This window comes from Westiellopsis prolifica IICB1, from assembly GCF_004323185.1.
GTDB classification, from domain to species: domain Bacteria; phylum Cyanobacteriota; class Cyanobacteriia; order Cyanobacteriales; family Nostocaceae; genus Pelatocladus; species Pelatocladus prolificus_A.
In genome coordinates this window covers 1448851-1473755 of record NZ_NAPS01000002.1, presented here as the reverse complement: position 1 = coordinate 1473755, position 24905 = coordinate 1448851, and the positions used below count along the sequence as shown (strand labels likewise).

General features: G+C 39.2%; 23 protein-coding genes. 5 read left to right on the top strand and 18 right to left on the bottom strand.

Annotation, left to right across the window (positions count from 1 at the left end; genetic code table 11):
* The first annotated feature begins 23 nt into the window (after positions 1 to 23).
* Positions 24 to 944: an alpha/beta fold hydrolase gene (locus tag B4U84_RS20680; RefSeq protein WP_017311042.1), complete on the top strand. Its 921-nt coding sequence runs from the start codon at positions 24 to 26 to the stop codon at positions 942 to 944.
* 154 nt (positions 945 to 1098) lie between these two features.
* Here the strand turns inward: B4U84_RS20680 and B4U84_RS20675 are convergent, their stop codons facing one another.
* Positions 1099 to 2511, bottom strand: coding sequence for an LCP family protein (locus B4U84_RS20675; protein ID WP_026081932.1), 1413 nt, complete (start codon positions 2509 to 2511; stop codon positions 1099 to 1101).
* 706 nt (positions 2512 to 3217) lie between these two features.
* On the opposite strand from B4U84_RS20675, the gene B4U84_RS20670 reads away from it, so the two are divergent.
* The gene (locus B4U84_RS20670) at positions 3218 to 4429 is read left to right on the top strand and encodes an AI-2E family transporter (protein WP_131120422.1); all 1212 of its coding nucleotides are present in this window, start codon (positions 3218 to 3220) and stop codon (positions 4427 to 4429) included.
* A gap of 148 nt (positions 4430 to 4577) precedes the next feature.
* Here B4U84_RS20670 and B4U84_RS20665 read toward each other — a convergent pair whose 3' ends face one another.
* Together B4U84_RS20665 and B4U84_RS20655 are read right to left on the bottom strand one after the other, a co-directional pair.
* The gene (locus tag B4U84_RS20665) at positions 4578 to 5894 is read right to left on the bottom strand and encodes a serpin family protein (protein ID WP_131120421.1); all 1317 of its coding nucleotides are present in this window, start codon (positions 5892 to 5894) and stop codon (positions 4578 to 4580) included.
* 300 nt (positions 5895 to 6194) lie between these two features.
* On the bottom strand, positions 6195 to 7784 hold the full coding sequence (locus tag B4U84_RS20655; protein ID WP_131120420.1) for a S8 family serine peptidase: 1590 nt from the start codon (positions 7782 to 7784) through the stop codon (positions 6195 to 6197).
* A 221-nt stretch (positions 7785 to 8005) separates the two neighbouring features.
* Here B4U84_RS20655 and rpe point away from each other — a divergent pair, with 221 nt between their 5' ends.
* A complete protein-coding gene (gene rpe / locus B4U84_RS20650; protein WP_017311036.1) occupies positions 8006 to 8713 on the top strand; it encodes a ribulose-phosphate 3-epimerase in 708 nt (235 codons plus the stop codon).
* A 96-nt stretch (positions 8714 to 8809) separates the two neighbouring features.
* Here the strand turns inward: rpe and hpsJ-A are convergent, their stop codons facing one another.
* The 6 genes from hpsJ-A to B4U84_RS20620 all read right to left on the bottom strand — a co-directional run bounded on the left by hpsJ-A (position 8810) and on the right by B4U84_RS20620 (position 13861).
* Positions 8810 to 9511 (bottom strand): HpsJ-like protein, cyanoexosortase A-associated, encoded by a 702-nt coding sequence (gene hpsJ-A, locus B4U84_RS20645; protein WP_017311035.1) that lies wholly within the window; start codon positions 9509 to 9511, stop codon positions 8810 to 8812.
* Between the two features lie 46 nt (positions 9512 to 9557).
* Positions 9558 to 10256, bottom strand: coding sequence for a cyanoexosortase A system-associated protein (locus B4U84_RS20640; protein ID WP_131120419.1), 699 nt, complete (start codon positions 10254 to 10256; stop codon positions 9558 to 9560).
* Positions 10222 to 11082, bottom strand: a complete 861-nt coding sequence (gene crtA / locus B4U84_RS20635; protein ID WP_131120418.1) for a cyanoexosortase A — start codon at positions 11080 to 11082, stop codon at positions 10222 to 10224. The genes B4U84_RS20640 and crtA overlap by 35 nt, the downstream gene beginning before the upstream one ends.
* A 106-nt stretch (positions 11083 to 11188) precedes the next feature.
* Positions 11189 to 11911 carry a PEP-CTERM sorting domain-containing protein gene (locus tag B4U84_RS20630; protein ID WP_131120417.1) on the bottom strand — a complete coding sequence of 241 codons (723 nt, stop codon included), beginning with the start codon at positions 11909 to 11911 and terminating at the stop codon, positions 11189 to 11191.
* Positions 11912 to 12825: 914 nt separating this feature from the next.
* Positions 12826 to 13353 carry a hypothetical protein gene (locus tag B4U84_RS20625; RefSeq protein ID WP_131120416.1) on the bottom strand — a complete coding sequence of 176 codons (528 nt, stop codon included), beginning with the start codon at positions 13351 to 13353 and terminating at the stop codon, positions 12826 to 12828.
* A 70-nt stretch (positions 13354 to 13423) separates the two neighbouring features.
* Entirely contained in the window at positions 13424 to 13861 is a 438-nt protein-coding gene (locus B4U84_RS20620) for a hypothetical protein (protein ID WP_131120415.1), read from the bottom strand.
* A gap of 403 nt (positions 13862 to 14264) precedes the next feature.
* On the opposite strand from B4U84_RS20620, the gene B4U84_RS30730 reads away from it, so the two are divergent.
* Positions 14265 to 14423, top strand: coding sequence for a hypothetical protein (locus B4U84_RS30730; RefSeq protein ID WP_155950659.1), 159 nt, complete (start codon positions 14265 to 14267; stop codon positions 14421 to 14423).
* A 138-nt stretch (positions 14424 to 14561) separates the two neighbouring features.
* On the opposite strand, the gene B4U84_RS20615 is transcribed toward B4U84_RS30730, so the two are convergent.
* The 5 genes from B4U84_RS20615 to B4U84_RS20590 all read right to left on the bottom strand — a co-directional run bounded on the left by B4U84_RS20615 (position 14562) and on the right by B4U84_RS20590 (position 19148).
* Positions 14562 to 15293, bottom strand: a complete 732-nt coding sequence (locus B4U84_RS20615; RefSeq protein ID WP_131120414.1) for an ABC transporter ATP-binding protein — start codon at positions 15291 to 15293, stop codon at positions 14562 to 14564.
* Positions 15294 to 15527: 234 nt separating this feature from the next.
* Entirely contained in the window at positions 15528 to 16298 is a 771-nt protein-coding gene (locus B4U84_RS20610; protein ID WP_131120413.1) for an ABC transporter ATP-binding protein, read from the bottom strand.
* A 24-nt stretch (positions 16299 to 16322) separates the two neighbouring features.
* Positions 16323 to 17276 (bottom strand): branched-chain amino acid ABC transporter permease, encoded by a 954-nt coding sequence (locus B4U84_RS20605; protein ID WP_131120412.1) that lies wholly within the window; start codon positions 17274 to 17276, stop codon positions 16323 to 16325.
* A 281-nt stretch (positions 17277 to 17557) separates the two neighbouring features.
* Positions 17558 to 18019, bottom strand: a complete 462-nt coding sequence (locus tag B4U84_RS20595; RefSeq protein WP_131120408.1) for a cupin domain-containing protein — start codon at positions 18017 to 18019, stop codon at positions 17558 to 17560.
* A 178-nt stretch (positions 18020 to 18197) separates the two neighbouring features.
* On the bottom strand, positions 18198 to 19148 hold the full coding sequence (locus tag B4U84_RS20590; RefSeq protein ID WP_131120406.1) for a branched-chain amino acid ABC transporter permease: 951 nt from the start codon (positions 19146 to 19148) through the stop codon (positions 18198 to 18200).
* A gap of 264 nt (positions 19149 to 19412) precedes the next feature.
* On the opposite strand from B4U84_RS20590, the gene B4U84_RS20585 reads away from it, so the two are divergent.
* On the top strand, positions 19413 to 19754 hold the full coding sequence (locus B4U84_RS20585; protein ID WP_242677673.1) for a hypothetical protein: 342 nt from the start codon (positions 19413 to 19415) through the stop codon (positions 19752 to 19754).
* On the opposite strand, the gene B4U84_RS20580 is transcribed toward B4U84_RS20585, so the two are convergent.
* The 4 genes from B4U84_RS20580 to B4U84_RS20565 form a co-directional block, all read right to left on the bottom strand.
* Positions 19744 to 20520, bottom strand: a complete 777-nt coding sequence (locus B4U84_RS20580; protein WP_131120404.1) for a DUF5131 family protein — start codon at positions 20518 to 20520, stop codon at positions 19744 to 19746. The genes B4U84_RS20585 and B4U84_RS20580 overlap by 11 nt on opposite strands.
* A 396-nt stretch (positions 20521 to 20916) precedes the next feature.
* Positions 20917 to 22161 carry an ABC transporter substrate-binding protein gene (locus B4U84_RS20575; protein WP_131120402.1) on the bottom strand — a complete coding sequence of 415 codons (1245 nt, stop codon included), beginning with the start codon at positions 22159 to 22161 and terminating at the stop codon, positions 20917 to 20919.
* 526 nt (positions 22162 to 22687) lie between these two features.
* Positions 22688 to 23482: an alpha/beta fold hydrolase gene (locus B4U84_RS20570; RefSeq protein WP_131120400.1), complete on the bottom strand. Its 795-nt coding sequence runs from the start codon at positions 23480 to 23482 to the stop codon at positions 22688 to 22690.
* 103 nt (positions 23483 to 23585) lie between these two features.
* Positions 23586 to 24791: a slr1591 family oxidoreductase gene (locus tag B4U84_RS20565; protein WP_131120398.1), complete on the bottom strand. Its 1206-nt coding sequence runs from the start codon at positions 24789 to 24791 to the stop codon at positions 23586 to 23588.
* Between the last annotated feature and the right edge of the window lie 114 nt (positions 24792 to 24905).

Below are 24905 nucleotides of genomic sequence, written 5' to 3'. Positions count from 1 at the left end.
TCATCTTATTTCATTAAATACCCATGGCTTCCTCCACTTCTGCGATCGCATTTACTCCAACAAAAACCTGGATTTGGCAAGGCTTTTCTATTTGCTATCAATCTCAAGGAAGTATTGGTCCAGCGGTAATCTTTGTGCATGGCTTTGGAGCTTCATGGTGGCACTGGCGAAAAAACATGCCAGAACTGGCACAAAATTGTCGTGTTTATGCAATTGATTTGATTGGCTTTGGTGCTTCAGCAAAACCTGAACCTGGTAAAAGTATCAACTATACATTTGAAACTTGGGGACAACAAATAGCTGATTTTTGCCGTGAAGTGGTGGGAGAATCTGCTTTTTTGGTTGGCAACTCGATTGGTTGTATTGTAGCGATGCAAGCAGCTGTAAGCAACCCTGATATTGCTCTAGGAGTAGCATTACTCAACTGCTCTTTGCGGCTATTACATGATCGTAAACGCCAAAGTTTACCTTGGTCACGTCGTGTAGGAGCGCCGCTTTTACAACGTGTATTATCTTTTAAACCAATTGGTGAATTTTTTTTCTATCAAATTGCCAAACCTAAAACTGTACGTAAAGTTCTACTACAAGCTTATGCTAATTCTGCAATGGTAACAGAAGAGCTTGTAGACATTCTCACCTCTCCTGCTAGTGATCCAGGTGCAGCAGCAGTGTTTCTTGCTTTTACTTCTTATTCCCAAGGCCCCCTACCAGAAGACCTTTTACCTCAATTGCCTTGCCCAGCAATTATTTTATGGGGAACAGCTGACCGCTGGGAACCAATTGAGCTAGGTAGAGATTTAGCCAACTTTCCACAAGTGCAAAAGTTTATACCTTTAGAAGGCGTAGGACATTGTCCCCAAGATGAAGCCCCGGAGGTAGTCAATCCGATTTTGCAGGACTGGATATGGGAAAGAACAAGAATTCAAACTTCGGAAAATGAGTAATGGATCAGCAAATAAAATTTAGTCTTTAACTAAAAATGCTTGTTCTTCCTACTTCTTCCAGCCTTCTGATTTCTAAGTTGAAAGTGGGTGTAGGGGTGTAGGAGGAGTCCTATTTTCATGGTTAGTGGTAAAATTTTTTACCAGGACTGCCTTATTAATATGAAATTGGTCGGTCAAATAAGCTTTGTTGCTCTAACCAATCTTTACCTACTTGAATACTGATATCAGAAGATAAATTACCAGTACTTTCTACTCTTACTTCTCCAAATCCTAAACTGTTACGAATTGATTCGGCGCTGTTACCATCTCCTTGTTGAGCAACGATGTGAGTGACTTCCAATGGTTCACCAGAGCTTTTAGCTATGTAGACATTGCGATAACCAGCTTTTTGCAAGTTTTTTATCAGTGGTCGGAGGTTAGTGTTATCGCTGCCAGTACTGTCTTGAATTGCTACTCGTAGGTATGTTGGATCTACTGCTTGTTGTTCGTCAGACGATTGTATATCAAAATATTGTGCCATCGTGGTCGTAATGCGATCGCTATCTGGTATCCAATAGCTCGCCTTATACTCTCCATTTTCGCTAAACCGACCGGGCAACATCAACTGCGAAACATTAGAGCGATTTGTTCTGACTCCATAACCAACCAATGCTGCTAATTCTTCGACTGTCAAGTTAGTATCAATGTGTTCTTTAACTACGTTGAGAATGTTGGGTAATTTTGTCAGCGTTGTAGGATTGAGAGTTTGCTCAATCAATTCTCGGATCACCTTCTGTTGTCGTTGAATCCGACCAATATCGCCGTTTTCATCATGGCGAAAACGTAATAATTGCAGTGTTTGATCACCATTGAGATGCTGTTTTCCTTTTTTGAGATTGATGTAAAGATGCTGCGAATCATCTTGATATTTCATATCTCTAGGAACGTCAATATTTACCCCTCCTAAAGCATCAATCAGCTTGGCAACTCCCAAAATGTTGATCCGAATGTAGCGATCAATTCCTACTCCATTTAAGAGATTACTAACGGTTTTGGCAGTTAAAGCAGGTCCACCCTGAGCATTGGCCGAATTAATTTTTTTCTTTCCATGTCCTTCAATTTCCACGCGGGTATCTCTAGGGATGGAAAGCAAGACTAATTTTTTAGTTTCTGGATCAAATCTGATCAAGAGAATGACGTCAGAAAGACCATCAAAGGAATTAATCTGAGGTAAATATCCCAAAGATTTGGTTTCTTCTGGCGCATTTTGGACATCTGGCGGTAGTACGCTCATACCCATAACTAGGATATTCACGGGGCGAGTTAGTTCTGAGAATCGCAGTCCTCCTCCAGAAATGCGATCGCCATCAAAAACAGCGGCCTCATCCGCACTCAAATTGGCTTGCATCAGAGGTGTACTGCTTAAGGACAGTAATGCTCCTGCTGTGGCTGACATGAGCGCGATACCACCCATACCGAGCAAAAACCATAGCCACCGTCTAGATTTGGAACGATTGACCTTTCTACCACCAGATTTGGAGCGAGACTTAGAATGGCTTTTTGACGCCGAACCTCTTTGAATGGTCACAGACTTCCTCACACTTTATTGAATAATACTTGGTGAATCCACTTTGGGAAAAACAGGCGAATCAGACTATAATACCTAACTCTCAATTATTAGTGGTAAATTAATGGATTAAGTGTCTTCTGTAACACTTCTAACTGTATTCTTCTTTATTTTTTCGTTCATTTAAAAACGCTTTAGATGTTTTCTTTATGAAGTATGGCAATATTAGGCGGCATTTGACTAGATAACTTGAGAAAAATCTGTAAATTTTTAGAAAACAACTACCAATATTTAACAGTTATCAGTTATCAGTCATCAGTTGTCAGTGAAAACTACTATTTACCTTAATATTTTAAGACAGTAGTAGGACTTACGCACACTCAACAAATCCTTGGCGTTCTTGGCGTCTTGGCGGTTCAATAAATTAAGCTTTTTGACGATTTTTGCGTAAGTCCTGAGTAGAAGAAGATGCGATAATGCGGAGCTTATAAAGATAGGGGAAGTGACAGACGCGCTGAGAAGGGAGAAATTGTTAGTAATATCTCTGTTTCCCACACTCCAAGCACACCCCACACTCCCTTCCATGTTCGAGTATCTCCAGATCTTGGTTCAAAATTATTCATTTGGTTGAGTGCAATCCTAAATTAGAGGGATGAATGATATTGATGTAGTTAGAGATAATAAGCTTTAAATAAGGATTATATTTGTGTTATCCGGCAATCGGCAGATGCAGACACGCAAGCTCTTAAACTGGTGGCAAACACTTACACCATTAGCACGATTAGGTGCGATCGCTTTATTCGCTCCACTTCTAGTGTTGAATGGCTGGGCCCTTTCAGTCATTTTTCATTATTTTCACTCGCTGATTGTCATTTTAGTAGCAGCTTCGGTACTAGCGTTTCTGCTCAATTATCCTGTAAGTTGGATGGAACGTCATGGTGCTAGGCGAGAGCAAGTAGCTATTTTAGTGTTTTTACTGGCTTTGTCGATTTTATTAGCATTAGGTCTGACTCTTGTCCCACTAGCTTTGACCCAAGCGCAGCAACTGGTAGCACGTTTACCAGAGTTAATTGACTCTGGACGCTCCCAATTAATGATTTTGAACGAAAAAGTTGAAAGTATGGGTCTACCCATTAATCTTGATGCTTTGTTAGTGCAAATCAATGATCGCGTGAAGGGACAATTGCAGGCGATCGCAGGACAGGTTCTGAATCTGGCGGTAGTCACTTTCACGAGTCTACTGGATTTTTTGCTGACAATGGTTTTAACTTTTTACCTGTTGCAGCATGGGGATGAACTCTGGCAAAGTCTAGTTAGTTGGCTACCAAGCAAATTTCGTCAGGCTTTTTCTCAAACTGTACGCCTCAGCTTTCAAAATTTCTTTATCACTCAACTCATATTATCTACCTGCATGGCATCAGCCTTAATTCCGACTTTTTTATGGCTGAAAGTCCCATTTGGTTTGCTATTTGGCTTGAGTATTGGCATTATGGCTCTTGTTCCCTATGGTGGATCTGTAGGTATTGCCTTAACTACTCTATTAGTAGCTTTACAAGACGTTTGGATGGGTGCAAGAGTTTTAATTGCAGCAGTAATTGTTCAGCAAATTCTCGAAAACTTGATTGGACCCAGAATTTTAGGTAGCTTCACTGGTTTAAATCCAGTTTGGGCATTAATTTCGGTTTTAACAGGGGCAAGAATCGGTGGTCTTTTGGGTGTTATTTTAGCAGTACCCACTGCCGTTGTGATTAAGACTGCTTTAAGCGCGTTGCGTCCTGATGTTGTGTCTACTAATCACAGCGAAACCGGAGATGTCACCAGTAACAGTCCTGAACAGGGGGAAGAATCTTGTCGCCAACAAATAAATGAAACCGCAAATGTGCGATCAGTAGAGGTAGGTACACCTGTGACACCCGAAACTTCTCCTCCAACTGCTTAGTTATTGGTCAACCGATTTTGGATTTTGGATTTTGGATTTTGGATCAATTCCACAGATAAATCTAGGGGCTTGTACCATAAAGGAATTATTGGACATTCGTCATTTGTCATTTGTCAAAAAGTTTGGACTCTTGACAATGGACTTTTGACTAAGGGTTTAAAATTGAACCCATAAACAAAATGCTTCCAGTCTGATTGTCGCGCATGGCACAGAAAAACGGACGGTCAACGATCATTTGGAATGGTTCACTCACAGAAGAAGACGTTGCAACTATACCTACAGAAGTAGTTGCAGCCGCTTCTGTTCCTTCTTCATTTACTTCGACAAAAGTTTTATGCTTAACTTCGCTAATTGTAAAGTCTTTTCCCATTTGAGAAAAATCAGCTTTATTGGTGAAAGCCTCACCCATACCTAATGCTTGTAAAGCATTGTTAAGCCTCACCTCATAATCCATCTTGAAGCGGGGTAAGCGAATAAAGCCTTCTTTCTGGTTAAACTGGGACATCCATTTTTCCCAGTTATCAGTGTTGAGATTTTGATAAAAAGATTTCAGACCTAATTTTTTTTTCGGTAGAAAAATATAGAAGCTGACTTTACCATCTTTACCATAAGGTAAGCTCACTGCTTGAAATTGTTCATTTTCATAGTATTTATATCTACCTTTTTGTGACATCATTGGATGTTGTTTACGATTACCAGATGTCAGATAAAAAGGTTGTTGGACAGTTTGTTGTTTGTCAAATTCGTTTGTCCATCTGCCTTTAAAATAAATGGCATTAAGTAGAAATAATACTTGATTTTGTTCTATTCTCTCAACAATCTTGTCAATTTTGCCGCGAGTACTTTCGTTTACCCAGTTATTTATAGTCTCAACTGAGCCTGAATCTTGAAAGTTTAAATTTGTGATTTTTGCTTGATAATAATTTTGAATAGTTTTCAGAAATTCAGGTTTAAAGCTAACTTCTTGATTTGCCCAAAGTGAGTTAGCAATACTTAATTGAATTTGTGGGTCTGGATTTTCTAAAAGCTGTTTTAATGCTGCGTTTGAAGAATTGATTTCCTGTATATTTAATCCTTGTAATTCCAGCGCCTTTGCCATTGCTTGCTGAGTACTACCGCTAGCACCGTTGTAGGTCATATCTAAAGCGATCGCGATACTGGCAGGTGAAATAAATACATTTTTATTGTTATCTTGTTTGAGAACTTCTTCAAAAAGTTTGAAACCAAATTTAGTGTTCGCATTAATAAGTTTAGTATCAGGCAAAACAGACTTTTGAGGAAGAGGAGATTCTGAACGAGGTACACCGGATTGGGCAAAAACTTTTGTATTACTATCAACTTGAGTACATCCAATTACACCCACTAAAACCACACTAGCTGCTGCCAAAGCGTAGCGTCTCCCTAAACGGACAGCGTAGCGTCTTTGTAGAAAATTTTCCCAAGCATTACCAAATTTATGCTTCATTTCACCATACCAAAAGGCAGAGTCTATTTATTGACTATGACACTTCAAGCGACACAGCTATTTGGTGGTTACAGTTTTGGCAACAATTTTGTAGGGGATCGGGGATCGGGGATTGGGGATTGGGGACAGGGGACAGGGGACAGGGGACAGGGGACAGGGGACAGGGGACAGGGGATCGCGAAGAGACTTGTTAAATAATTCTTTCTTGTCTTCCTTGTCCCCCTTGTCCCCCTTGTCCCCCTTGTCCCCCTTGTCCCCCTTGTCCCCGATCCCCGATCCCCAATCCCCTTTCCCCGATCCCTATCTTTTGGGTACAGTCCACCAAGCGAGAGCGTATGGCTGAGTGGCTTCGTTTGCTTGGTTGCGAAACTGGACGCGAATTTTATATTTATCGGTGCTGGGAACAGGACAAAAAATATGTTCTACGCTATCAACATCACTGATTGAGGCGCAAATAGTCTCTGTGTCTTTATTTTGGCTTCCATCGGCTTTGACTAGATAGACATCAAGGTTATTTAGACCGCGATCGCGAAAATTTTCTCCTGCATCAAATTGATTATTTTGATTTTTATCGTTCAGTTCTACTAGCCTGTCCCAAGCTAAGGTAATAGCCACAAAACTATTCTGCTGTAACGGTTTGGATAAGACATATTCTACTGATGAACCCGCATTGACAGTATCGTAATTCCAACCAATCGCAGGTACAGATTGTGATGGTTTCCATTGACCTGCACTAAATTGCTGGTAGGCACGAAAAGCATTTAAATGACCAGCCCCCATCTGATTATCCAGGGGTCTTTTGGGATTTTTATAAACATCAGAAGCCAGCCACTCTTGATTTTGTTTATTAATGAGTGTTCTGGTCATTCCTAGTCGCAAACCATCACCAGTATCTTGAATTTTGTCAGCTGAATTTAACACAACAGCTTTCATGACTTCATGTTGGCGACTAGCAGTACTCCAATTTGGTTGTTTTGTTTGTAATTGTTTGTCACCAAACTCTTGCAACAGAGCAACTGTAGCTGTAACGTGGGGTGCTGCAAAACTTGTCCCTGTGACTTTATTAATTTTGCCATCAGGAGTAAGCAAGGGAATATTACTACCAGGAGCCACTATACCAATTGTGCCACGGGGACCAACATTAATTTCCTTGCCAGATAAACGGAGGGTCATCGCTTCAGTTGTCGCTACCAAATTGGAAACGTCTACTTTATTAAAAATTCCTCCCCGACGAGAGGAAAAAGCCACGTTTACTCCATTAAAATTATCGGTAGGGATAGGAATTCCTCCTTTACCTTGGTTGCCAGCGATCACATATAAAACATTGTGAGCGCGAGTAGACCAATCAATACATTGGGTTAGTAAGGCGTTACCATCCAAAACAGCCTCCGGTCGCGGATCGCGGTTTAAAGGTTCGCCAAAGCTAAAGTTGATGACACGAACGTCGCCACTATTTTGCAGTGCTACATGTTGTGCAGACAAACATTCTTCTGGCTGTCCCATTTTCGTGGAACCTACAGCAGACGAAAATAACCGCGCTCCTGGAGCTACTCCTGGGAAGCCTTTATCTGTACTAACCATGACACCAGCAACATTGTAGGCGTGGGGGTCAACACCACTATTTGATTTAGCAGGATTATTGCGTAAAAATACACCTGCTATATTGACGGAGCGATTTTTGGAAACCGATTTATCTACACCAAACTTCCCAGGACGACCAATTTCCACTTGACCAATGGCAATTTTGCGACCTATGAGATTATACGGGGCTTTATGTAACTTAAGAGCGTCAATACCGTTAGCGCTCATGGAAATTTCCAAAGCTAATACCGGCAGACTCAAACAAGAAGCACTTAATCCCCAAGCGATCCAGCTAATTTTTTTTACCATAGTTGTTTGTCATTTGTCATTGGTCATTGGTCATTGGTCATTGGTCTAGAGACGCGATGAATCGCGTCTGTACAATAGTCATTTGTCCCCACGTCTCCCTGATCCCCGATCCCTGATCCCCGATCCCTTATCCCTAAAAAAGCTCATACAAAACTGATGAGCATTTGCTCAAGTTTTGTTACAATATTTACAGAATAAGGACGCTTAAATATCCACTAGCCATGACCAAAACGCTATCTAACAAGCCGATTGTAATTGCTCCATCTATCCTATCAGCAGATTTTAGTCGTCTGGGAGAGGAAGTACGCGCCGTAGATGAGGCGGGAGCAGATTGGATTCATGTTGATGTAATGGATGGTCGCTTTGTACCTAATATTACGATAGGTCCTCTGGTAGTGGAGGCGATTCGTCCGGTTACAAAAAAACCACTGGATGTCCACTTAATGATTGTGGAGCCAGAAAAATATGTTGCAGATTTTGCTAAAGCTGGTGCAGATATTATCTCTGTACATTGTGAACACAATGCATCGCCACACCTACACCGTACTTTGTGTCAAATTAAGGAACTTGGTAAACAAGCTGGTGTTGTACTCAACCCATCTACACCTTTAGATTTGATTGAGTATGTGTTGGAAGTTTGCGATTTGGTGTTGATTATGAGTGTCAACCCTGGTTTTGGTGGTCAAAGCTTTATTCCAGGAGTAGTTCCCAAGATCCGCAAGCTGCGTCAAATGTGTGATGAACGTGGTCTTGATCCTTGGATTGAGGTAGATGGTGGACTCAAAGCAAATAATACTTGGCAAGTTTTGGAAGCTGGAGCCAATGCAATTGTCGCTGGTTCGGCTGTGTTTAATGCTAAGGACTATGGCGAGGCGATCGCAGCTGTTCGTAATAGCAAGCGTCCCACACCAGAACTAGCACAAGTATAAGCTTAAGCTAAAGATCAATTGAAGCACTAAGCGTGCTAACTACAAACTAATAAAAGGGCGATCAAATAGCGATCGCCTTTTTTATTGATTGAAAATTTAAAATCTCGCCCAATCTGTTCCTTTCCACAAACCAAAGAACAGAAACGCAGACACTAAAGCGCCAAGAATCCATTTTGTAGAAGTCTTAATTAAATTTAGACCTCGTAAAGACTGGGTAGTTTCTGCTTGATCTTTGATTTGTGCTTTTGCTTTAGAAACTTGAGACAAAAGTTCATTCTTTACTTCTTCTGGTTTTTTGCCATATAGGGAACCACCCCGACTTTTTAAAAGATTATCTAATTGTTCAGGAGTTGCTTGGCTGAGTTTCTGGTGTAATTGTTCAGCACGAGAAATTTGTTGTGTTGATATATTATTGATTTGCGCGACATTTTCCTTTGTTAGCCGGATGGTGTTGGAAACTCCCAAAGGTATCATGAGTAAAAATAACGCTGCCAACAATAAAGTTAACCAAGATAATAATTTTAAAATCGGAAATTCCCATCTGTTGCGCGAATGCAATTCTCCATAAAACACGAGTGCTAACCCAATTAAAGGTACAGGTACACGTTCAACTATTGCTCCGATGGTTTGAAATTCCCAAGCAGGGTTAAAAAAGTTTGATGGAATAAACATTGCTACCCAATCAAACAAAGATAATATTAATAGACCGTAACCGAGCGATCGCAGAATAGCGAGCGAACTTTCTTGTGTTAAGACAAATTGAGGAGAAGTCAGTTTTTCAATTTTAGATTTCGTCATAATTCCTTATCAAAGTATCAAAAGAAAAATTTTTATAGACAAAAATTTAATATTTATGCAAATTATAATGCCAGTATTTATACCAATAAAACCAGGCAGTTTCTAAAATTTGATAAGTAGCTTGTGGGGAAGAATTGTTCAATGGAACCGATAAATGCGCCCAAAGACAGTGGTTGTTTTCTCTTAATTGTTTTCGTCCTAGTAACCAAGGTAATAAACGTTGCCAAGGTTGCTCTCTTTGTTGCTGATTTTGTTTAAACTGTGTATTACTAAAAGTGCTGTTACCGTGCAGATTAATGCAAGCACTGAGGTAGGCTTTCTGTTGTTCAACTCCTAAACCGTAATAACCTATATCTTCTTTTTTACGTACAAGCGCCGACGATGAAATTTTGGTATATTTTCTAATCAGTTGATTAACATCTCCTGTTTTGACGTAACGCATTTCGATATCTAAAGGCAAACCTTGACGCATATATTGATAATTTTTTTGGGCTAATAATTCAGAATCATCTTGTATATCATGAGGGAAAGATTTGGTAGATTTGAGTTGCCATTGACTTAAAGGTGGGGCTTCTGGAAAAATAAAAACATCAGTAGGATTTTTAGACGGTATTGGCAGAAAAAGTACTTGTCCCAATACCAATAAAACGTTGCTACAGCCTAGAATTAATAATAAGAACCGAAAATTTTTCCAAGTAATCATAATTTGATTATGATAACCTAGAATTATGATTTTCAGATTCATTCTTTCCTATTAAAAACCAACAGAAAGAACCAAAAATCAGAACAGAAATTATTGAGAATAAAAAAGAACCATTGCCACCATGCCAGTAATCAAAAGCATTCATGTTATCTTGTTCTACGATGATGGCTAGAAGTGCAACTCGTACAGCATTAACAATAAATCCTACCGTAGTAGCTACAACTGGTACCAATATTTTTTGCTGCCCATTTTGAGGAAAAATTAACAGAAAAAGTATTGCGAAACCCAACATTTGAGAAATTAATTCTAGACCAGAGCAACCACTAAGTACTTCTACACTGCCATTTGGTAGATAAACGTTAATTCCAGAAACAGTTACTTCAAAGCCAGTATACCAAAGTATAAAAGCTGATAATTTGGCAGTGAGTAGTGTCAGCTTATAAATCATCCATTCTGGTGGTAACTTAGATATATTAACGGAAAAAAGGGTTATTAGCTCACCTGTATATTGATTTAGACCTCGAAAGCCAGAAGCTATTAAAGCAAGTCCTAAGCCAGAAACAAAGGGTAAAGCATACAAAAAACCTCCGAAGCTAGTCATAGATGCACTTTTTAACAGTGCTATCCAGATGAGTGACAAGCCCAAAAAACTGGGTAAAATTCCACTTTCTAAACTTAAATTATCTCGTTTTTCCCAGATAATAAAAGATATAGCTGCCCAAAACAAAAAACTAGTACTGAAAAGGTTTGAGTTTCCTGATCTCCAACTTAGCGTTAGTTGAATTGAAATTAAGCCTGATCCTATAATTAAGAGCCAGAACTGAGGATAATCAACTCGTATGACTTTAGCCAGTTTACTAGTTTTCATTGTCTAATTCAATGGCAGCTTTTCTATCATTTTTTCAAGACATAAATTTCGGTTTTCCGATGTCAGAAAATATTTCAGATTACAATAAATAAATTTGGAAAATTATTTATTTACATCTTTGCTGTTGCTGCTTCTGCTTTCGATATAAAGCCAAACCAATACCACTTGCTGTTAATGAACCAAAGATCGTTAGAGGTTCAGGAACAGCTTTATTTTTTTTGTTAAAAGTAAAGTTATCTATCACAAAATGCGTCCCTCTTCCACTATAGCCAGCGTTATTACCTCCAGAAGATGTGAATTTTAAATAATCAATTCCCACGAAATCAAATGTAAATAGTGTAGGAGTTTCTGTACTCACAACTACTGTCTGTGAGTATTTCTTTTCTCCCGATACTCCTCCCGTATAACCTTCTACCAGAACAGTCAAATCATTATTCCAGGCTGCTGTTAAATACGTATTATTAAAATCGAAAACATCATCAACTGTACTTATCACAGCAGGATTGGCAAAACCATTGTAAGCTACGTTTTTTGGTGATACTGTTCCATTTACATAGCCTGAGGGAGTAAAAGAAGTTGTATTGAGATCATAAAAGTTTTCCCAATTCAATCCTGCATAGCCATTAGAAATTGTATTTTGAGATCCAGGTAGATCATCGAAGGTAACAGTAACAGCCTGAGCCTGTTTTGTCTGAATTACCCCGACCACAACAGCAAAAAATGTAGCTGTGGTTGCAGTTCCCAGCAACTTCTTTTTTATCTGAGATTTGCTTGGTATTGTGGTATGGCCAAGCTTGTCTCGAATTTTTGCGAATTGCAACCCCGTCATTCAACTCACTCCTACGACATGATCAAAATCGATGGTAGACTTCCCTGGAGTGAGATTGTTTACTCTCCAACTGTTGTAATTCAACAATTACAGCGACAGAGGTTTGTTACCTTGTCGCTCCTTAGACAGAAGGACTAATTCTATGTGCTAGAAACTACACAGGTTCTTTTAGCTCTATAGCGCTAAAGGTGTGTGTTATCTATATTTACTATTTTTAAGTAATAAGCGATACTAATTGTATAGTATAAATGAAGGCTTAATATTTAGTTTTACAAAAAGTTTATAATTACAAAATAGATGTTTTTTGTTGTAAGCAGCTTCTGGTAAGGCTTGTGAGAAATAACCTCGTCAGGGGGCTGGATAAAAGTTTCATAAAGTTAAGATAGTTATATTTTGCACCTAGCCCTAAATTAAAATTTGGGCTTAAAGCTAAAGTCGGTTTTTAACCGACTGATACCAATTTAATATGAAGACGCATACAAAGACCCCACCCGCGCTAAAGCGCACCCTCCCCTTGCGAAGGATGCAGCTGGCGAATAGGGGGTCAAACCCCTCGTTCGCCCACAAATTGGTTGTAGAGACGCGCCATGGCGCGTCTCTACATCTGGTGGAATGACGAAAAATCGTCGGTGAGGGGTGTCACCCCTGATTCGCCAGCTGTATCCTTCGCAAGGGGAGGGTTGGGGAGGGGTAAAATTCGGGAGCAGCTTCACGAAGAAATGGTATGACTATGGATTTGATTAACCCAAATTTCCGCTCTCAAATAATAGCTGGCTCATAGCAAAAACCCACTTGAAGTGGGTTAAAGGGGTTATTGATTTAGTCTGTTTTTTGCATAAGTAAGTCGGTGGGAATAAACCTAAGCATGTTACGAAAAGTAAACAGGACTAAAATCTTCACTAATAGACTTAGATTTATTTGTTACGACCGCCTAACCATTTAGCAGCAGCAAGTCCTACAATAGCTCCCACGACAGGATTGCTGAGAAACTTGATAATAGCTGGCTGTTCTGCTAATACTTCTTTGAAAATGTCAGGATGGTTATGATATGCAAATGAGGCGAGTCTGGTAACATCATCCGCACTCATGCGGTTGGGGTTGTGAGTAGAAAGACTTAATTGTTGCTCAAGATGGCGCTCATCCAATCCTCTTTGCTTGAAGTGTTTGAAAAAGGCGCGTGCGACATCATCTCGTTCATTAGGTTTAATATTAGCGATCGCCTTTTGCAATTCTGGCTCCATTTGACTTGGAGGAATGCTGCTTGAATTAAAAGAGCGTTCAAACATTTGGCGACGTTCAGACGCAGTTGTACGTTGAGCAAAATCATCAAAGCTTTGATAATCTTGTGATGGATCACCACTAGGAGCATCACCAAGATACTCAACATCACCCTGAGCCAAATCTTTCATAATTTGGCGTTTATACTCTTCACTGCTACTCACTGTACTAATCTCCTTTTCTTATTCTTGTTGATAGTTAAAACACTAAACAACAACCAACAAACAACAATTTCTAACTGTATTGAACTTGATTGGTTTGAGTATCGTACCTAGCTGTCAGAATCAGCTGCTTGTCAGGTGCGTATACCAAAACAGTTAAATCTTGATTGGGAAAGTTTTTCCGAAAACCTTCGACCAAGGATTTTGCTAAAGGACGCACTTCGTTAGGACGCACTTGTGGGGAAATAACTACGCCTAACTTATTGTTATCGCGCACATAAGCATCTTGGACTAATCCTCGCGATGTTTGTACAACCCAGTTACCAAAAGTTTGTCCAGATGCAGTATTTCCTCGCTCCAATTGTGCATAAGCTACATCTCGACCAACTGCTGGCGGATTTGTGTTACGGTCAACTTGGGCAACATTACCACCACAAGCAGTAGTAATAGTTAAAACCAAAATCAAAACAACAGCCGTAATCATTTTACGACTCTGCTGTAGCAGATTCATTTTTGCTCTCTCCTCAAAAATTGCTATTGGAAACAAACAAAATTTAGATTTATGTTTATTATTTGCGCGGACTTACTATTTAATAAACGTTGAAAAACAGATAATTAAATTTAATTTGTTTCGTTTAGCTTTGTTTTATCTAAACTAACGTATGATTTTTGTTTGAGGCTTCTTTCCATAGACATATTAGTTACTCTATAAAAAGAGAGAGGATGAATATATTAGTTACTAATTAGAGATCAAATAATAAATGTTGTTAATCAATAAAAAATTAATCATCAGCAAACAAAATAAGGGAGCATCCTAAATGTTCAAAAATGCCTGCGATTTCAATCGCAGTCTTATAGTGAAAGTCTGCTTTAAGCAGACTGTTTGATTTTATGAAGTTGTCTGAAGACGACTTGTGCTATTAGCAAAGGGTTTAATACCAATTATTTATGAAGATGCACAGAATATTATAAAATTAACCGCCATAGACGCGCAAGCGGCTACTTGCAGAAGTCGCTACGCGCCTACCGGAACGGTAGAAGCCTTAGACGCGCAAGCGGCTTCCGTAAGGTAGAGCGCCAAGAGTGGAGGTTTATTCATTTAGTGTGGCTTCACATTAAATTGGTTTAAACCCTTTGCTTTGAGGTATTTTGAAAAAATTGGGATGCTCCCCAAAATAATTTAAAAAATCTCCAGCTTCTTAATCGTAAAATTATCCTAAATAGGCTTTTTTCACTCGCTCATCTATCATTAATTCAGATGCTACGTCTGTAAGAGTAATACAACCAGCTTCTAAAACATATCCTCGATCTGCAATCTGTAATGCTAAATTGGCGTTTTGTTCAACTAATAAAATAGTCACGCCCGTCGCTCGTAAATTTTCAATAATACCGAATATTTCTCTAACTATAGCTGGTGCTAAACCTAAACTTGGTTCATCTAATAATAGAAGTCTTGGTCTACTCATTAAAGCACGAGCGATCGCTAACATTTGTTGTTCACCACCGCTAAGAGTTCCCGCTAGCTGATTACGTCTTTGTGCTAAACGCGGAAATAGCTGAAATTGCTGTTGAATATCATTCTTTATCTCTGCTTGCTGAGAACGAATATATGCACCTAAAAGCAAATTGTCATAAACAGTTTGTCGCGTTAATACTCTGCGTCCTTCTGGACAATGGGCGATACCCAATTGCACAATTTCGTGGGGTTGACGACGGGTAATATTGCGTCCACTGTAGATGATTTCGCCACTTTTGGGATTAAGAATTTTAGATATAGCCCGCAGAGTAGTAGTTTTACCTGCACCGTTGGCACCGATGAGAGTGACTACTTCACTGTTGTTGACAACTAAATTAATATTTTCGAGGGCCTTAATACCCCCATAATTAACATATAAATTTTTAATCTCCAAAATTGGGTAGCTTTTCTGGTTCTCTGTGTTCATCGGTGTGCATCTTTAGTTGATCAAACATTCAGTATGTTTTCTTAGTGTCTTAGTGCCTTGGTGAGTCCACTTGCCGTCTTGGCGGTTCCCGTCACGTAGACGCGCCAGCGGCTTCTCGTAAGAGTAGGCAAGGTGGCGAACCCGTAGACGCAAAGCGGCTTCTCTTAGAGTAGGGTGGTTAAGATAAAATTTTTATAAAACACATAGACACCAAGACACAAAGATAATTATTAATTATTCATGACCCAAATACGCCTCTATGACAGCGGGATTATTTTTAACCACTGCTGGTTCTCCCAAGGCGATTAATTGACCAAAATCTAAAACCGCGATGCGATCGCACAAACCCATGACTAAGGGTACATGATGTTCAATCAGGATAATCGTTAAATTAAAGCGATCGCGTAAATTGCGGATAAATTGACTGAGTTGCTGTTTCTCGCTGGGATTCATTCCAGCTGCGGGTTCATCCAGAAGTAAAATTTGTGGTTCTAGGGCTAAAGCACGAGCAATTTCTAGCCGTCGTTGATCACCATAGGCAAAATTCTTAGCTTTTTCGTCAGCGCGTTTTTGTAAACCAACTAGTTCTAATAATTCCAAAGCTTTTTGCTTACTTTTACGTTCTTCTGCTGGTGCTGGTGGAATTCCCATCACACCTGTAAGTATATTGCTATGAATATGCAAATGTCGGGCAATAATTGCATTTTCTAGTGCTGAAAGTTCACCAAATAAGCGAATATTTTGGAAAGTGCGAGCAATACCTAAAGCAGCGATTTGGTGGGGACGTAGTTGGGATATTTCTTGATTTTGATAAGTTAATTGTCCGCTAGAAGGTGGAATTAAGCCTGTAATTAAGTTAAATAATGTTGTTTTACCAGCACCATTGGGGCCGATTAATCCAAATATTTCATGTTTTTTAACAATAAAAGATACATTATTGACAGCTACTAAACCACCAAAGCGGCGAGTTAAGGATTTTGCTTCTAAAAGTATGTCATTGGTCATTTGTTTAGAGACGTGATGATACTCTTACGAGAAGCCGCTCTTACGAGCGTCTACGCGTTTGTACAATGGTCGTCTTTTAAAAATATCTGGGGTAACGAGTCCTTGAGGGAAAAAGATGGTTCCTAAAACTATTAGTAAACCAAAAATAATTAATCTCCCATCTCTTAAAAATTGTGCTAGCCAAGTTGGTAAACCACCTGTGTCAGCGATGCTTCTTAAGACTTCTGGTAAGGCTGTAAATAACATACCTCCGACTACAGCGCCTAAAAAAGTTCTCGAACCACCAATTAAAACAAAAGTTAGATAAATAATACTGGCATCAAATGTACCTTGTCTGGCATTCCAAGTATTGAGAAAATGAGCGCTAATTGCACCAACTACTCCAGCTAAAATTGCTCCTAGTGTAAAAGCTAAAACTTTGTAGTAAGTTGGGTTAATTCCCATAGCGCCTGCTGCTAATTCATCCTCACGAATTGCGGTTAAAGCCCTACCTACACGAATACGTTCTAGACGATAAATTAATATCATACTAATGATTAATAATGGTAGGGCAATCCATAAATATTCAATTTGTGTTGGGAAAGGTTGAGGAATACCAAAAATTCCCACAGCACCACCTGTGATATCTAAATTCAGGGAGAGAACCCGCAAAACTTCGACAAAAGCAATTGTGGCGATCGCTAAATAAATTCCCCGTAACCGCAAAGCTGGAATTCCGACTGCTACACCCAACAATCCCGAAACTACACCAGCGATTAACATTTCCAACAACAGTAATGGAATCGGAAAAGGATCACCACTAGAATTAAAAACAGTTGTTGACAGAATCGCCGCAATATATCCACCCAAAGCATAAAATCCAGGGCTAGCTAAAGATAATTGTCCAGCCATTAATGGCAAATACAACGATAATCCTAGCAAAGCCCCTAATACCATAGAGACAATTAAAGCGCCATAGATAGCAATAAAATCAGCCATTTGTCAATAGTCATTGGTCATTGGTAATTTGTCATTTGTCATTAGTAGAGACGCGAGGAACATGGCGTCTGTACAATAGTCAAGAGTTAAACCTCAACGTTCTAACTTTAAGACTTAACGTTCCAACTGTAAGACTTAACGTTCCAACTGTAAGACTTAATGTTCCAACTGTAAGACTTAACGTTCCAACTTTAAGACTTAACGTTCCAACTTTAAGGCTTAACGTTCAAATTTCAAAGCGATTTCTTCTCCCTTGTCCCCGATCCCCGATCCCCGCTCCCCTAATACAGTGTTCCATCTTTATGAGCAAAAATTCTAGATTTGCCATCAGGACTAGCCTTTGTAATTAAATCATCATCGGGAAAGCTAGCTTCATCATTGGGAGTGCGATCGCCTACTTCCAAATAAACTGCAACTGTTGAGGTACTATTGACTAAATGATGTCCGTTGGCTTCACCTGCGGGAAATCCAGCCGCCATTCCTGGTTTGAGAACTTCTGCACCCGCATCTGTAATTAATGTCAACTCGCCTTCCAAAACATAGATAAATTCATCTTGACATGAATGCCAATGTCTTAAAGCAGAAGAACTTCCAGGTTCCAATTTTACTAAATTTACCCCGAAGTTTTTCAACCCGGCAAAATTGCCTAAGCGTTGACGAGTTCTTCCTGCTACTTTCGGTTTAAATTCATCGGGATAATTGGAGCGTGCTTCAGTAGGTACTTTTTCTGGATCAATAATCATAAAAATTACCTAATATTGAGCTTTTTGCCTTCGTGTCTTAGTGTCTACCCTCCGGGAAGGCGCTAGCGCGTCTATAGTGTTTCAAAAGTTGATTTTTTAACCACTAAGACACCAAGACGCCAAGAATGAAATGAGATAATTCAAGCTCTGTGGTTGTTTTGTGCTTGTTGTCATAGATTTAAACCTTTTGAATAAATCTTTTTCCTAACAAACCTTGTGGTCGAACTAAGAGCATAATAAACAAAATGCCAAAAGCAACAGCATCTTTGTAGCCAGAAAATTCCCCTGGAACAAATGCTTCCACTAAGCCAATTACCAAACCTCCTAACACCGCACCGGGAATACTACCTAAACCGCCTAAAACAATTACTGCTAATCCCCGCAATCCAAAACCAATGCCAAAATAAGGGCCAGCTATACTAACGCTAGAGGCGACTAAAGTTCCCGCCACTCCTGCTAAAAAACTGCTGATAAAAAATGTCAGGATAATAAAGCGATCGCAGTTAATTCCTAATAAACTGGCTGTTGTTTCATCTTCTGCGATCGCTTGCATCGCTTTACCGTATTTTGTGCGAGTAATAAAATAAGTCAAGATGGCAACAAATACCATAGAAACGACAAAAATCACTACCTGCACAGTGCGGATTGGAATTGGATTTGCTTGGGAACCGAAGTTAATTGCTGGTGGTAAATTGCCATAAGTATTTCCTGGATAAGTATAACTTTCTGCACCCACTAAATACTGAATTAAATTGACAATTACCACTGCTACACCCAAACTAGAAACCACCGTCAGCAAAGGATCGGAACTTCGTTGACGCAAGGGTAAAAAAGCAATTCGTTCTACCACTACTCCGACTAATCCTGCCAAAATACTCCCTACAATTAAAGCTAAAGCAAAAGGGAATTGCACAGGTAAAGCTACATTGGCTAACAAACCATTAAATCCAAATCTCCCACCAATAAGTGCATAGGTGAAATATGCACCGAGAGTAAAAATAGCACCATGAGCTAAATTAATGATGCCCAAAATAGAGTAAACCAGGGTATATCCTAAAGCAAAAATAGCGTAGATGCTACCAATAGATAACCCATTTAAAAACTGCTGCAAAAATAGAGATATATCCATATTTTTATATTTATCTAAACTAATATAAAATCATCCCGCTAAGATTCATCTGTAGCGGGAGAGGGGTAATTATTAGTATTTTGCAACAAGTTGATTTAATTTACTGTTGCTTTACCTTCAAGTTTCCCCCAGCCTACCATCTGACTTTTGATTGCTACATAATACATTAACTAATGCTTACCTACACCCAAGACTTAGTTTACACTCTCAAAGAATTAATGCCGACGCAGTAACAAAAAGATATATGAAATTATGAAGGACATAATGGCGAAAGAAAGTTCTGAACAAAATCAAGGCGTACCTTCTTTTGAGTATAATCCAGCCACCTTTAGACAACCATTGCTTTTTGAACTATATCGTCCTCTTGATGAATTGGAAGCAATGATATTAGACACATTTGCAGGTCAAACGATCACCATGTCTGAAATTTATACTCAACATCATGTTGGAAAACGCTATATCACCAAAAACTATAAGGCTGCTCTTAATAATCTTGAAGCACAGGGTAAAATTACAGCAGATCCACCTGCAAATAAACGAAGAAAAATTAGAGGTGAAATTACGTTTGCAGATCATGTAAAAGTAACATTTCCGTCTAAGCAGTAAGTACAAAATTCTCTTTTTTTATTGCTAATTTTAGCGGAGCATTTCCCCATGTTTCTTGATGTTGCTTCCAAGCATCAGGCATTTCATCCCATATCCTACCATCCAGTAACCTACCTCCAGCCTTAGAAGTTCTTCCGCCAATCTGCTTGAAGAAAAATGCTACTCCTGTAGCTTGACACTGATCACGAATATCCTCTACCCACTTAGTTTTCATGGGGCGATGTTTTTGTCCAGACTCACCACCGACAATAACCCAATGAATATTTGTTAAGTCCAAATTTAATGCATCTAAAAGCGGTTCACATGAGAGAAAACGGACAGCCACGGGAACTTGACGAAGAAAGTCAATACGATGGACATAGTTTTGATTTTCAACTGACACACCCAACCAAATATTTTCATGAAATTCTAGATTAGGAGCCAACTCTACTAATCGTTCAGGTCGTTTTGTTAATATTTGATATATGTGCCACGGTGTTGCCTGAATTACTTTAAAGACTTTTTGAATGAAGTCAAGAGGTATATCTTCGTGAAAAAGGTCGCTCATTGAATTAACAAATATTCGACTAGGAGTACGCCACTTCAGAGGATTTTCTAATCTTTCTGGATGTAAAGTTAAATCAAATCCATTCTTAAAATTATTAGGAAAACGTTTAGTGAGAGCTTCTGCATAGCAATGCAGACAACCAGGACTAACCTTGTTGCAACCAGTTGTTGGGTTCCAGGTTTTATCAGTCCATTCAATACCTGTGTGCGTACTAGACATATTATTTAACCTTATAAATTATGAAGTTTGCAAATTATACTTTTTTAATATTTGAGATTTGTAGTTTATCTGTACTATAGCAGACTTTTAGATCAATACATCCGGGATTTGTACAAAACTCGTCATCTTATTAAAAACTTTTTTGTCAAACTCCTGTCACTTCGCTCATTTTGCCCTTGTAAGGGAAAATTATGCCTTATAGAGGTTAAGTTCTAGCCTCTAAAGGAATGAAGGCATTTTCATCAATGAAAGAATTAGTAATAACACAGCAAAGTTGTGACAGTAAAAATATCAGTGATATCAAAAAATCTAAATATTGATACCACTAGTGTTTTAACTGTACAAAAAAATTGAGATCAGAATAAATTCACAAATCAAATATAAGTGGTAAATTTGCTATTTAATAAATGCAAATTTACCAGTGCTGCCATCTTTTTCCATCTTAATTTGGGCAACATAAAAGTCTTTTTGTACAATCTCACCTTCTGGGCTAAATGAAATTTCACCAAGCGGTGTATTGTACTTACCTGCGAGTATTTGTTTATTTAATTCTGTCCGTAGTTTATCTACAGGAAGGGTGTTGACTTTGGTTTTTTGATCTAAAGCTTTCAATGCATCTACATACACCTGCACTGCTGTAAAAGCTTGAGCGCTAAATTGGGGTGGTTCTTTTTTGTATTGCTCTACGTAAGCTTTGCGAAATGTAGCATTAATCTCTCCTGGATGTTCGGGACTGTAAGCTTGAGCAATCATCACGCCATCACACAGAGCTTTACAAACAGACAATACATTTGATGTATTCAAACCATTACCACCAATAATATTGCCTTTGTAACCTAATTCTCGTAGTTGTCTAACTAAATTACCACCATCAGCAGCCAAACCAGAAATAATAATTAAATCTGGTTTTAAATTCAGAGCATTAGTAGCTTGAGCTTGAAAATCGGTATCAGTAGTTTGAAATTTTTGAACTGTGACTACTTCTAGTCCTTGCTCTTTAACTGTTTTTTGGAAAATTTCAGTTTCTGATTTGTTAAAAGCATCATTTTGAGCATAAAAAACTGCTACTTTTTTAATCTTAGGATTTTGCTTTAATGCAGCTTTCACAGAATTAGGTGCGACAACAAAAACTGGTGCAGATACACGAGCAATATAATCACCAATTTCGGGAACACCTTTAGCTGTAGTGGATGCACCAATTACTGGTACTTTTGCCCGTTCCGCAACCGGAGCCGCACTAAAAGCTTGTTGTGATAAAGTCGGGCCGACAATACCGACAACTTTATCTTTATTAATTAAAGTTTGAAAAGCGTTAATTGCTCCCGCTTCATCACCACCAGCATCTTGAAATACTAATTTAATCGGAGTACCGTTAATGCCGCCTTTGTCATTAAAATATTTCTCAGCAATTTTTGCACCTGCAACTCCTTCTTGACCAAGTAATGCGACGTTGCTAGTCTGAGCAAAAGCAATACCAATGGGTATGGGGCCAGATATACCCGTTGTTGTTGAAGTAGTGGTAGCGGTATTTGTGCCATTGTTATTCGTACTAGTGTTTGTACCAGTGTTACCACCACAGGCTGTGATTAGGAAAGTACAAGAAGCCAACAATGCTGTAGTCCGAGCAATAGTTTGTTTCATCAGTGCCAATATGCCCTAAATCTATATAATCTATTTATTTGACCACACCCCAGGTAAAGCTTCCAAGTAGTTGCTTGCATCTAGCTAGTGGTAGATTCCGTCGTATTGTCTAGATTAACTAATTTGGGCGGATCGCTTCTTTAAATCGCTTCTTTAAATCGCAATGGCGATTTCTGATGCAACTCCATCACTAAATTAGACCTCTTGCAAAAGCAAAAGCTGTTTAAAAACAGGATCTTTCTCAGCTTCAGTTAAAAGCACTTGCTTAACTCATATCTTGCATCAGCTTTTCATCCCGCCAAGAAATAAATTTATTGGCTAATAGCTAAAGTCAGATTTATCTGACTAGGACGATGTTTGAGTCCGTTTTAACGGACTTATGCTACTAGCCTCAGAATTAATTCTGAGGCGGGATACTCTCAATGCACTTGCAATAAATCTCTGATTCTATCTCTGTGTTCTCTGCGCCTCTGCGGTTTATTAATGCACCATTTTAGACTTGCCAAAGCACTGGGGTATAGCTTTCTTATGCAGTTGTTAAAAAATTGAGCATTTCTTGGGCTACGACCTCTGGAGACTCTATAAAACAGGCATGTCCTAATTTTTCAAGAATCACAAGTTCAGTATTTGGAATACCTTGAGCAAGATGTTCAGAAAACTTTACAGGTGTGATCATATCTTGTTCACCCACCATCACTAAGGTAGGAACATGAATACTGGCAAGACGTTCAGAAGTATCGCTGTTGAGAATAGCTTGACTTTGATGATAAAGTGCGTCAGGCTCTGGTAAATATGGGTACTTCTGAATTTGGTTAATAATTTGTTCGATCGCTCCTGGAATTGCATAAAATCTATCAGTAAATAACCAGGGCAATAAGGTTGTTTGATAAAGTACCGGATTTAACTTTGAGGTCAAATCACCCCACAACTCAATTATTGCCTGAAATTTGCTGTCTCCTTTTGCCCAAGATGATAGCAGGATGAGACTTTGAACTTTTTCAGGATGTGCTAGTGTGAGTTCTTGAGCAATCTGACCCCCCATCGAATGACCTGCTACATGCACTTGAGAAATTCCCAGGTACTCAAGTAAGGCAAAAGTATCAACAGCCATTTGCTGAATGGTGTAGGGAATGTTGAGTGCGGAACTTTGTCCCAGTCCCCGATTATCAAACCGGATCACCTGATAGTGTTTGACCAAAAATGGCATTAACACCGACCAACTGGAACTATCAGAGTCAAATCCGGCAATTAATATTAACGGTTCGCCAGTCCCATGAATGTGATAAAACAATTCAATTCCATTAACTTGAGCTTTTGGCAAAATACCTCCAAATGTTTTTCACATTCCCCCTTCCCTTATCCTCTTCCCTTATCCTCTTCCCTTATCCCCGATCCCCGATCCCCGATCCCCGATCCCCTACCCCCTACCCCCTACGAAACTGTTCCATAAAACGACGATCAATCCAGTCTTTCCATTGCCACAGTAATTGATGAGGTGGTAAAGTCAAACATCCCCGTGTGGCGATCGCTCTACCGTCACCTGTACCGATTAAGCTTAAATATTGTTTCTGTGGTATGTAAGGTTTGAGAGGTTTGTCTAATAAAAATCGCTGTAAGTTCTCAAATAAAGGTTTACCTTGGCGAACAGCAAATACTCCTGCTTTCGGACGTAGATGATTTACCATTGTGGCAATATCCCCTGTGGCAAACACGTACTGATGAGACAAAGATTGCAATGTGTCATTTACCAAAATAAAGCCTTGCTCATCAGTCGTTAGTCCAGCTGCTTTTAACCACTGTGGTGCTGAAGCTTGTGTCACCCAAAAAATGCGATCGCACTCTACCGTCAACCCAGATTTACATATAACTTTACCTGGTTCAACTTTACATACACTTTCACCTAAATGCAGTTTAATCCCGCGTTTGATCATAAGTTGCTTGACTGTACGCTGTACAGACCAATGATGATTGGGCAGAAGTTGAGCATCACGCTGGAATAAATGAATATCCAAATCTCCCCGTTTTAGTGTATTATTATCCATAAATTCTCTTTTTGAGGATAATTCGAGGGGATACACTTTGGACGCCTGATACAAATGAGCTTGCATCGATAACGCTAATTCAACACCACCAGCCCCTCCCCCTACAATCCCAATACTCAAAGCCTCTTGCTGGTTTTTAGCTACTTTTTCTAGTAGTTGATACCAGTAGTGCAATAGATTTGACACTGGTTTTGCCCCAATTGTATATTCTGCTGCCCCTGGAACAAAAATTGTGGCTGGAGTGCTGCCGATATCTATTGATAGTAGATCAAATGCTACTTCAGGACGGTTGGCACAAATCACTTTTTTATTTTCCAGGTCAAGACCAATGACTCGGTCAATATATAATTGCGCTTTGGCAAAATTTGTAAGTTGTCGCAAATCAATGTGACATTCTTCATAGCTGTAGAAACCAGCAATATGCCCTGGTAGCATTCCAGAGTAAGGTGTATCAACTCTATCAGTTATTAAAGTTAATCGAATTCCACTCAGAGGTTTCATTCCAAACATTAACACAGCTATTGCATGGCTATGACCCCCACCAATCAGTACTAAATCTTTAGTAATTGGCTGTATAGATTGCTGCATATATTGAGGTTTTTAGAGGTGTTTTTCCGAATTAGTGGGTATAATTTGGTTCAATATTTTGGTTAAAGAAATTTTTCTTCTGCCAATTATTATTACAAAGCAAAAATCAACTTC

What these genes read in the sequence shown, in the direction of transcription:
- B4U84_RS20620 (WP_131120415.1), bottom strand. Translation starts at nt 13,861, where the DNA reads ATGAATCTGCTACAGCAGAGTCGTAAAATGATTACGGCTGTTGTTTTG.
- B4U84_RS20605 (WP_131120412.1), bottom strand. Translation starts at nt 17,276, where the DNA reads ATGGCTGATTTTATTGCTATCTATGGCGCTTTAATTGTCTCTATGGTA.
- B4U84_RS20575 (WP_131120402.1), bottom strand. Translation starts at nt 22,161, where the DNA reads ATGAAACAAACTATTGCTCGGACTACAGCATTGTTGGCTTCTTGTACT.
- B4U84_RS20665 (WP_131120421.1), bottom strand. Translation starts at nt 5,894, where the DNA reads ATGAAGCATAAATTTGGTAATGCTTGGGAAAATTTTCTACAAAGACGC.
- B4U84_RS20565 (WP_131120398.1), bottom strand. Translation starts at nt 24,791, where the DNA reads ATGCAGCAATCTATACAGCCAATTACTAAAGATTTAGTACTGATTGGT.
- B4U84_RS20670 (WP_131120422.1), top strand. Translation starts at nt 3,218, where the DNA reads ATGCAGACACGCAAGCTCTTAAACTGGTGGCAAACACTTACACCATTA.
- rpe (WP_017311036.1), top strand. Translation starts at nt 8,006, where the DNA reads ATGACCAAAACGCTATCTAACAAGCCGATTGTAATTGCTCCATCTATC.
- B4U84_RS20610 (WP_131120413.1), bottom strand. Translation starts at nt 16,298, where the DNA reads ATGACCAATGACATACTTTTAGAAGCAAAATCCTTAACTCGCCGCTTT.
- B4U84_RS20680 (WP_017311042.1), top strand. Translation starts at nt 24, where the DNA reads ATGGCTTCCTCCACTTCTGCGATCGCATTTACTCCAACAAAAACCTGG.
- B4U84_RS20615 (WP_131120414.1), bottom strand. Translation starts at nt 15,293, where the DNA reads ATGAACACAGAGAACCAGAAAAGCTACCCAATTTTGGAGATTAAAAAT.
- B4U84_RS20590 (WP_131120406.1), bottom strand. Translation starts at nt 19,148, where the DNA reads ATGGATATATCTCTATTTTTGCAGCAGTTTTTAAATGGGTTATCTATT.
- B4U84_RS20655 (WP_131120420.1), bottom strand. Translation starts at nt 7,784, where the DNA reads ATGGTAAAAAAAATTAGCTGGATCGCTTGGGGATTAAGTGCTTCTTGT.
- B4U84_RS20595 (WP_131120408.1), bottom strand. Translation starts at nt 18,019, where the DNA reads ATGATTATTGATCCAGAAAAAGTACCTACTGAAGCACGCTCCAATTAT.
- B4U84_RS20630 (WP_131120417.1), bottom strand. Translation starts at nt 11,911, where the DNA reads ATGACGGGGTTGCAATTCGCAAAAATTCGAGACAAGCTTGGCCATACC.
- B4U84_RS20580 (WP_131120404.1), bottom strand. Translation starts at nt 20,520, where the DNA reads ATGTCTAGTACGCACACAGGTATTGAATGGACTGATAAAACCTGGAAC.
- B4U84_RS20640 (WP_131120419.1), bottom strand. Translation starts at nt 10,256, where the DNA reads ATGAATCTGAAAATCATAATTCTAGGTTATCATAATCAAATTATGATT.
- B4U84_RS20585 (WP_242677673.1), top strand. Translation starts at nt 19,413, where the DNA reads ATGGCGAAAGAAAGTTCTGAACAAAATCAAGGCGTACCTTCTTTTGAG.
- hpsJ-A (WP_017311035.1), bottom strand. Translation starts at nt 9,511, where the DNA reads ATGACGAAATCTAAAATTGAAAAACTGACTTCTCCTCAATTTGTCTTA.
- crtA (WP_131120418.1), bottom strand. Translation starts at nt 11,082, where the DNA reads ATGAAAACTAGTAAACTGGCTAAAGTCATACGAGTTGATTATCCTCAG.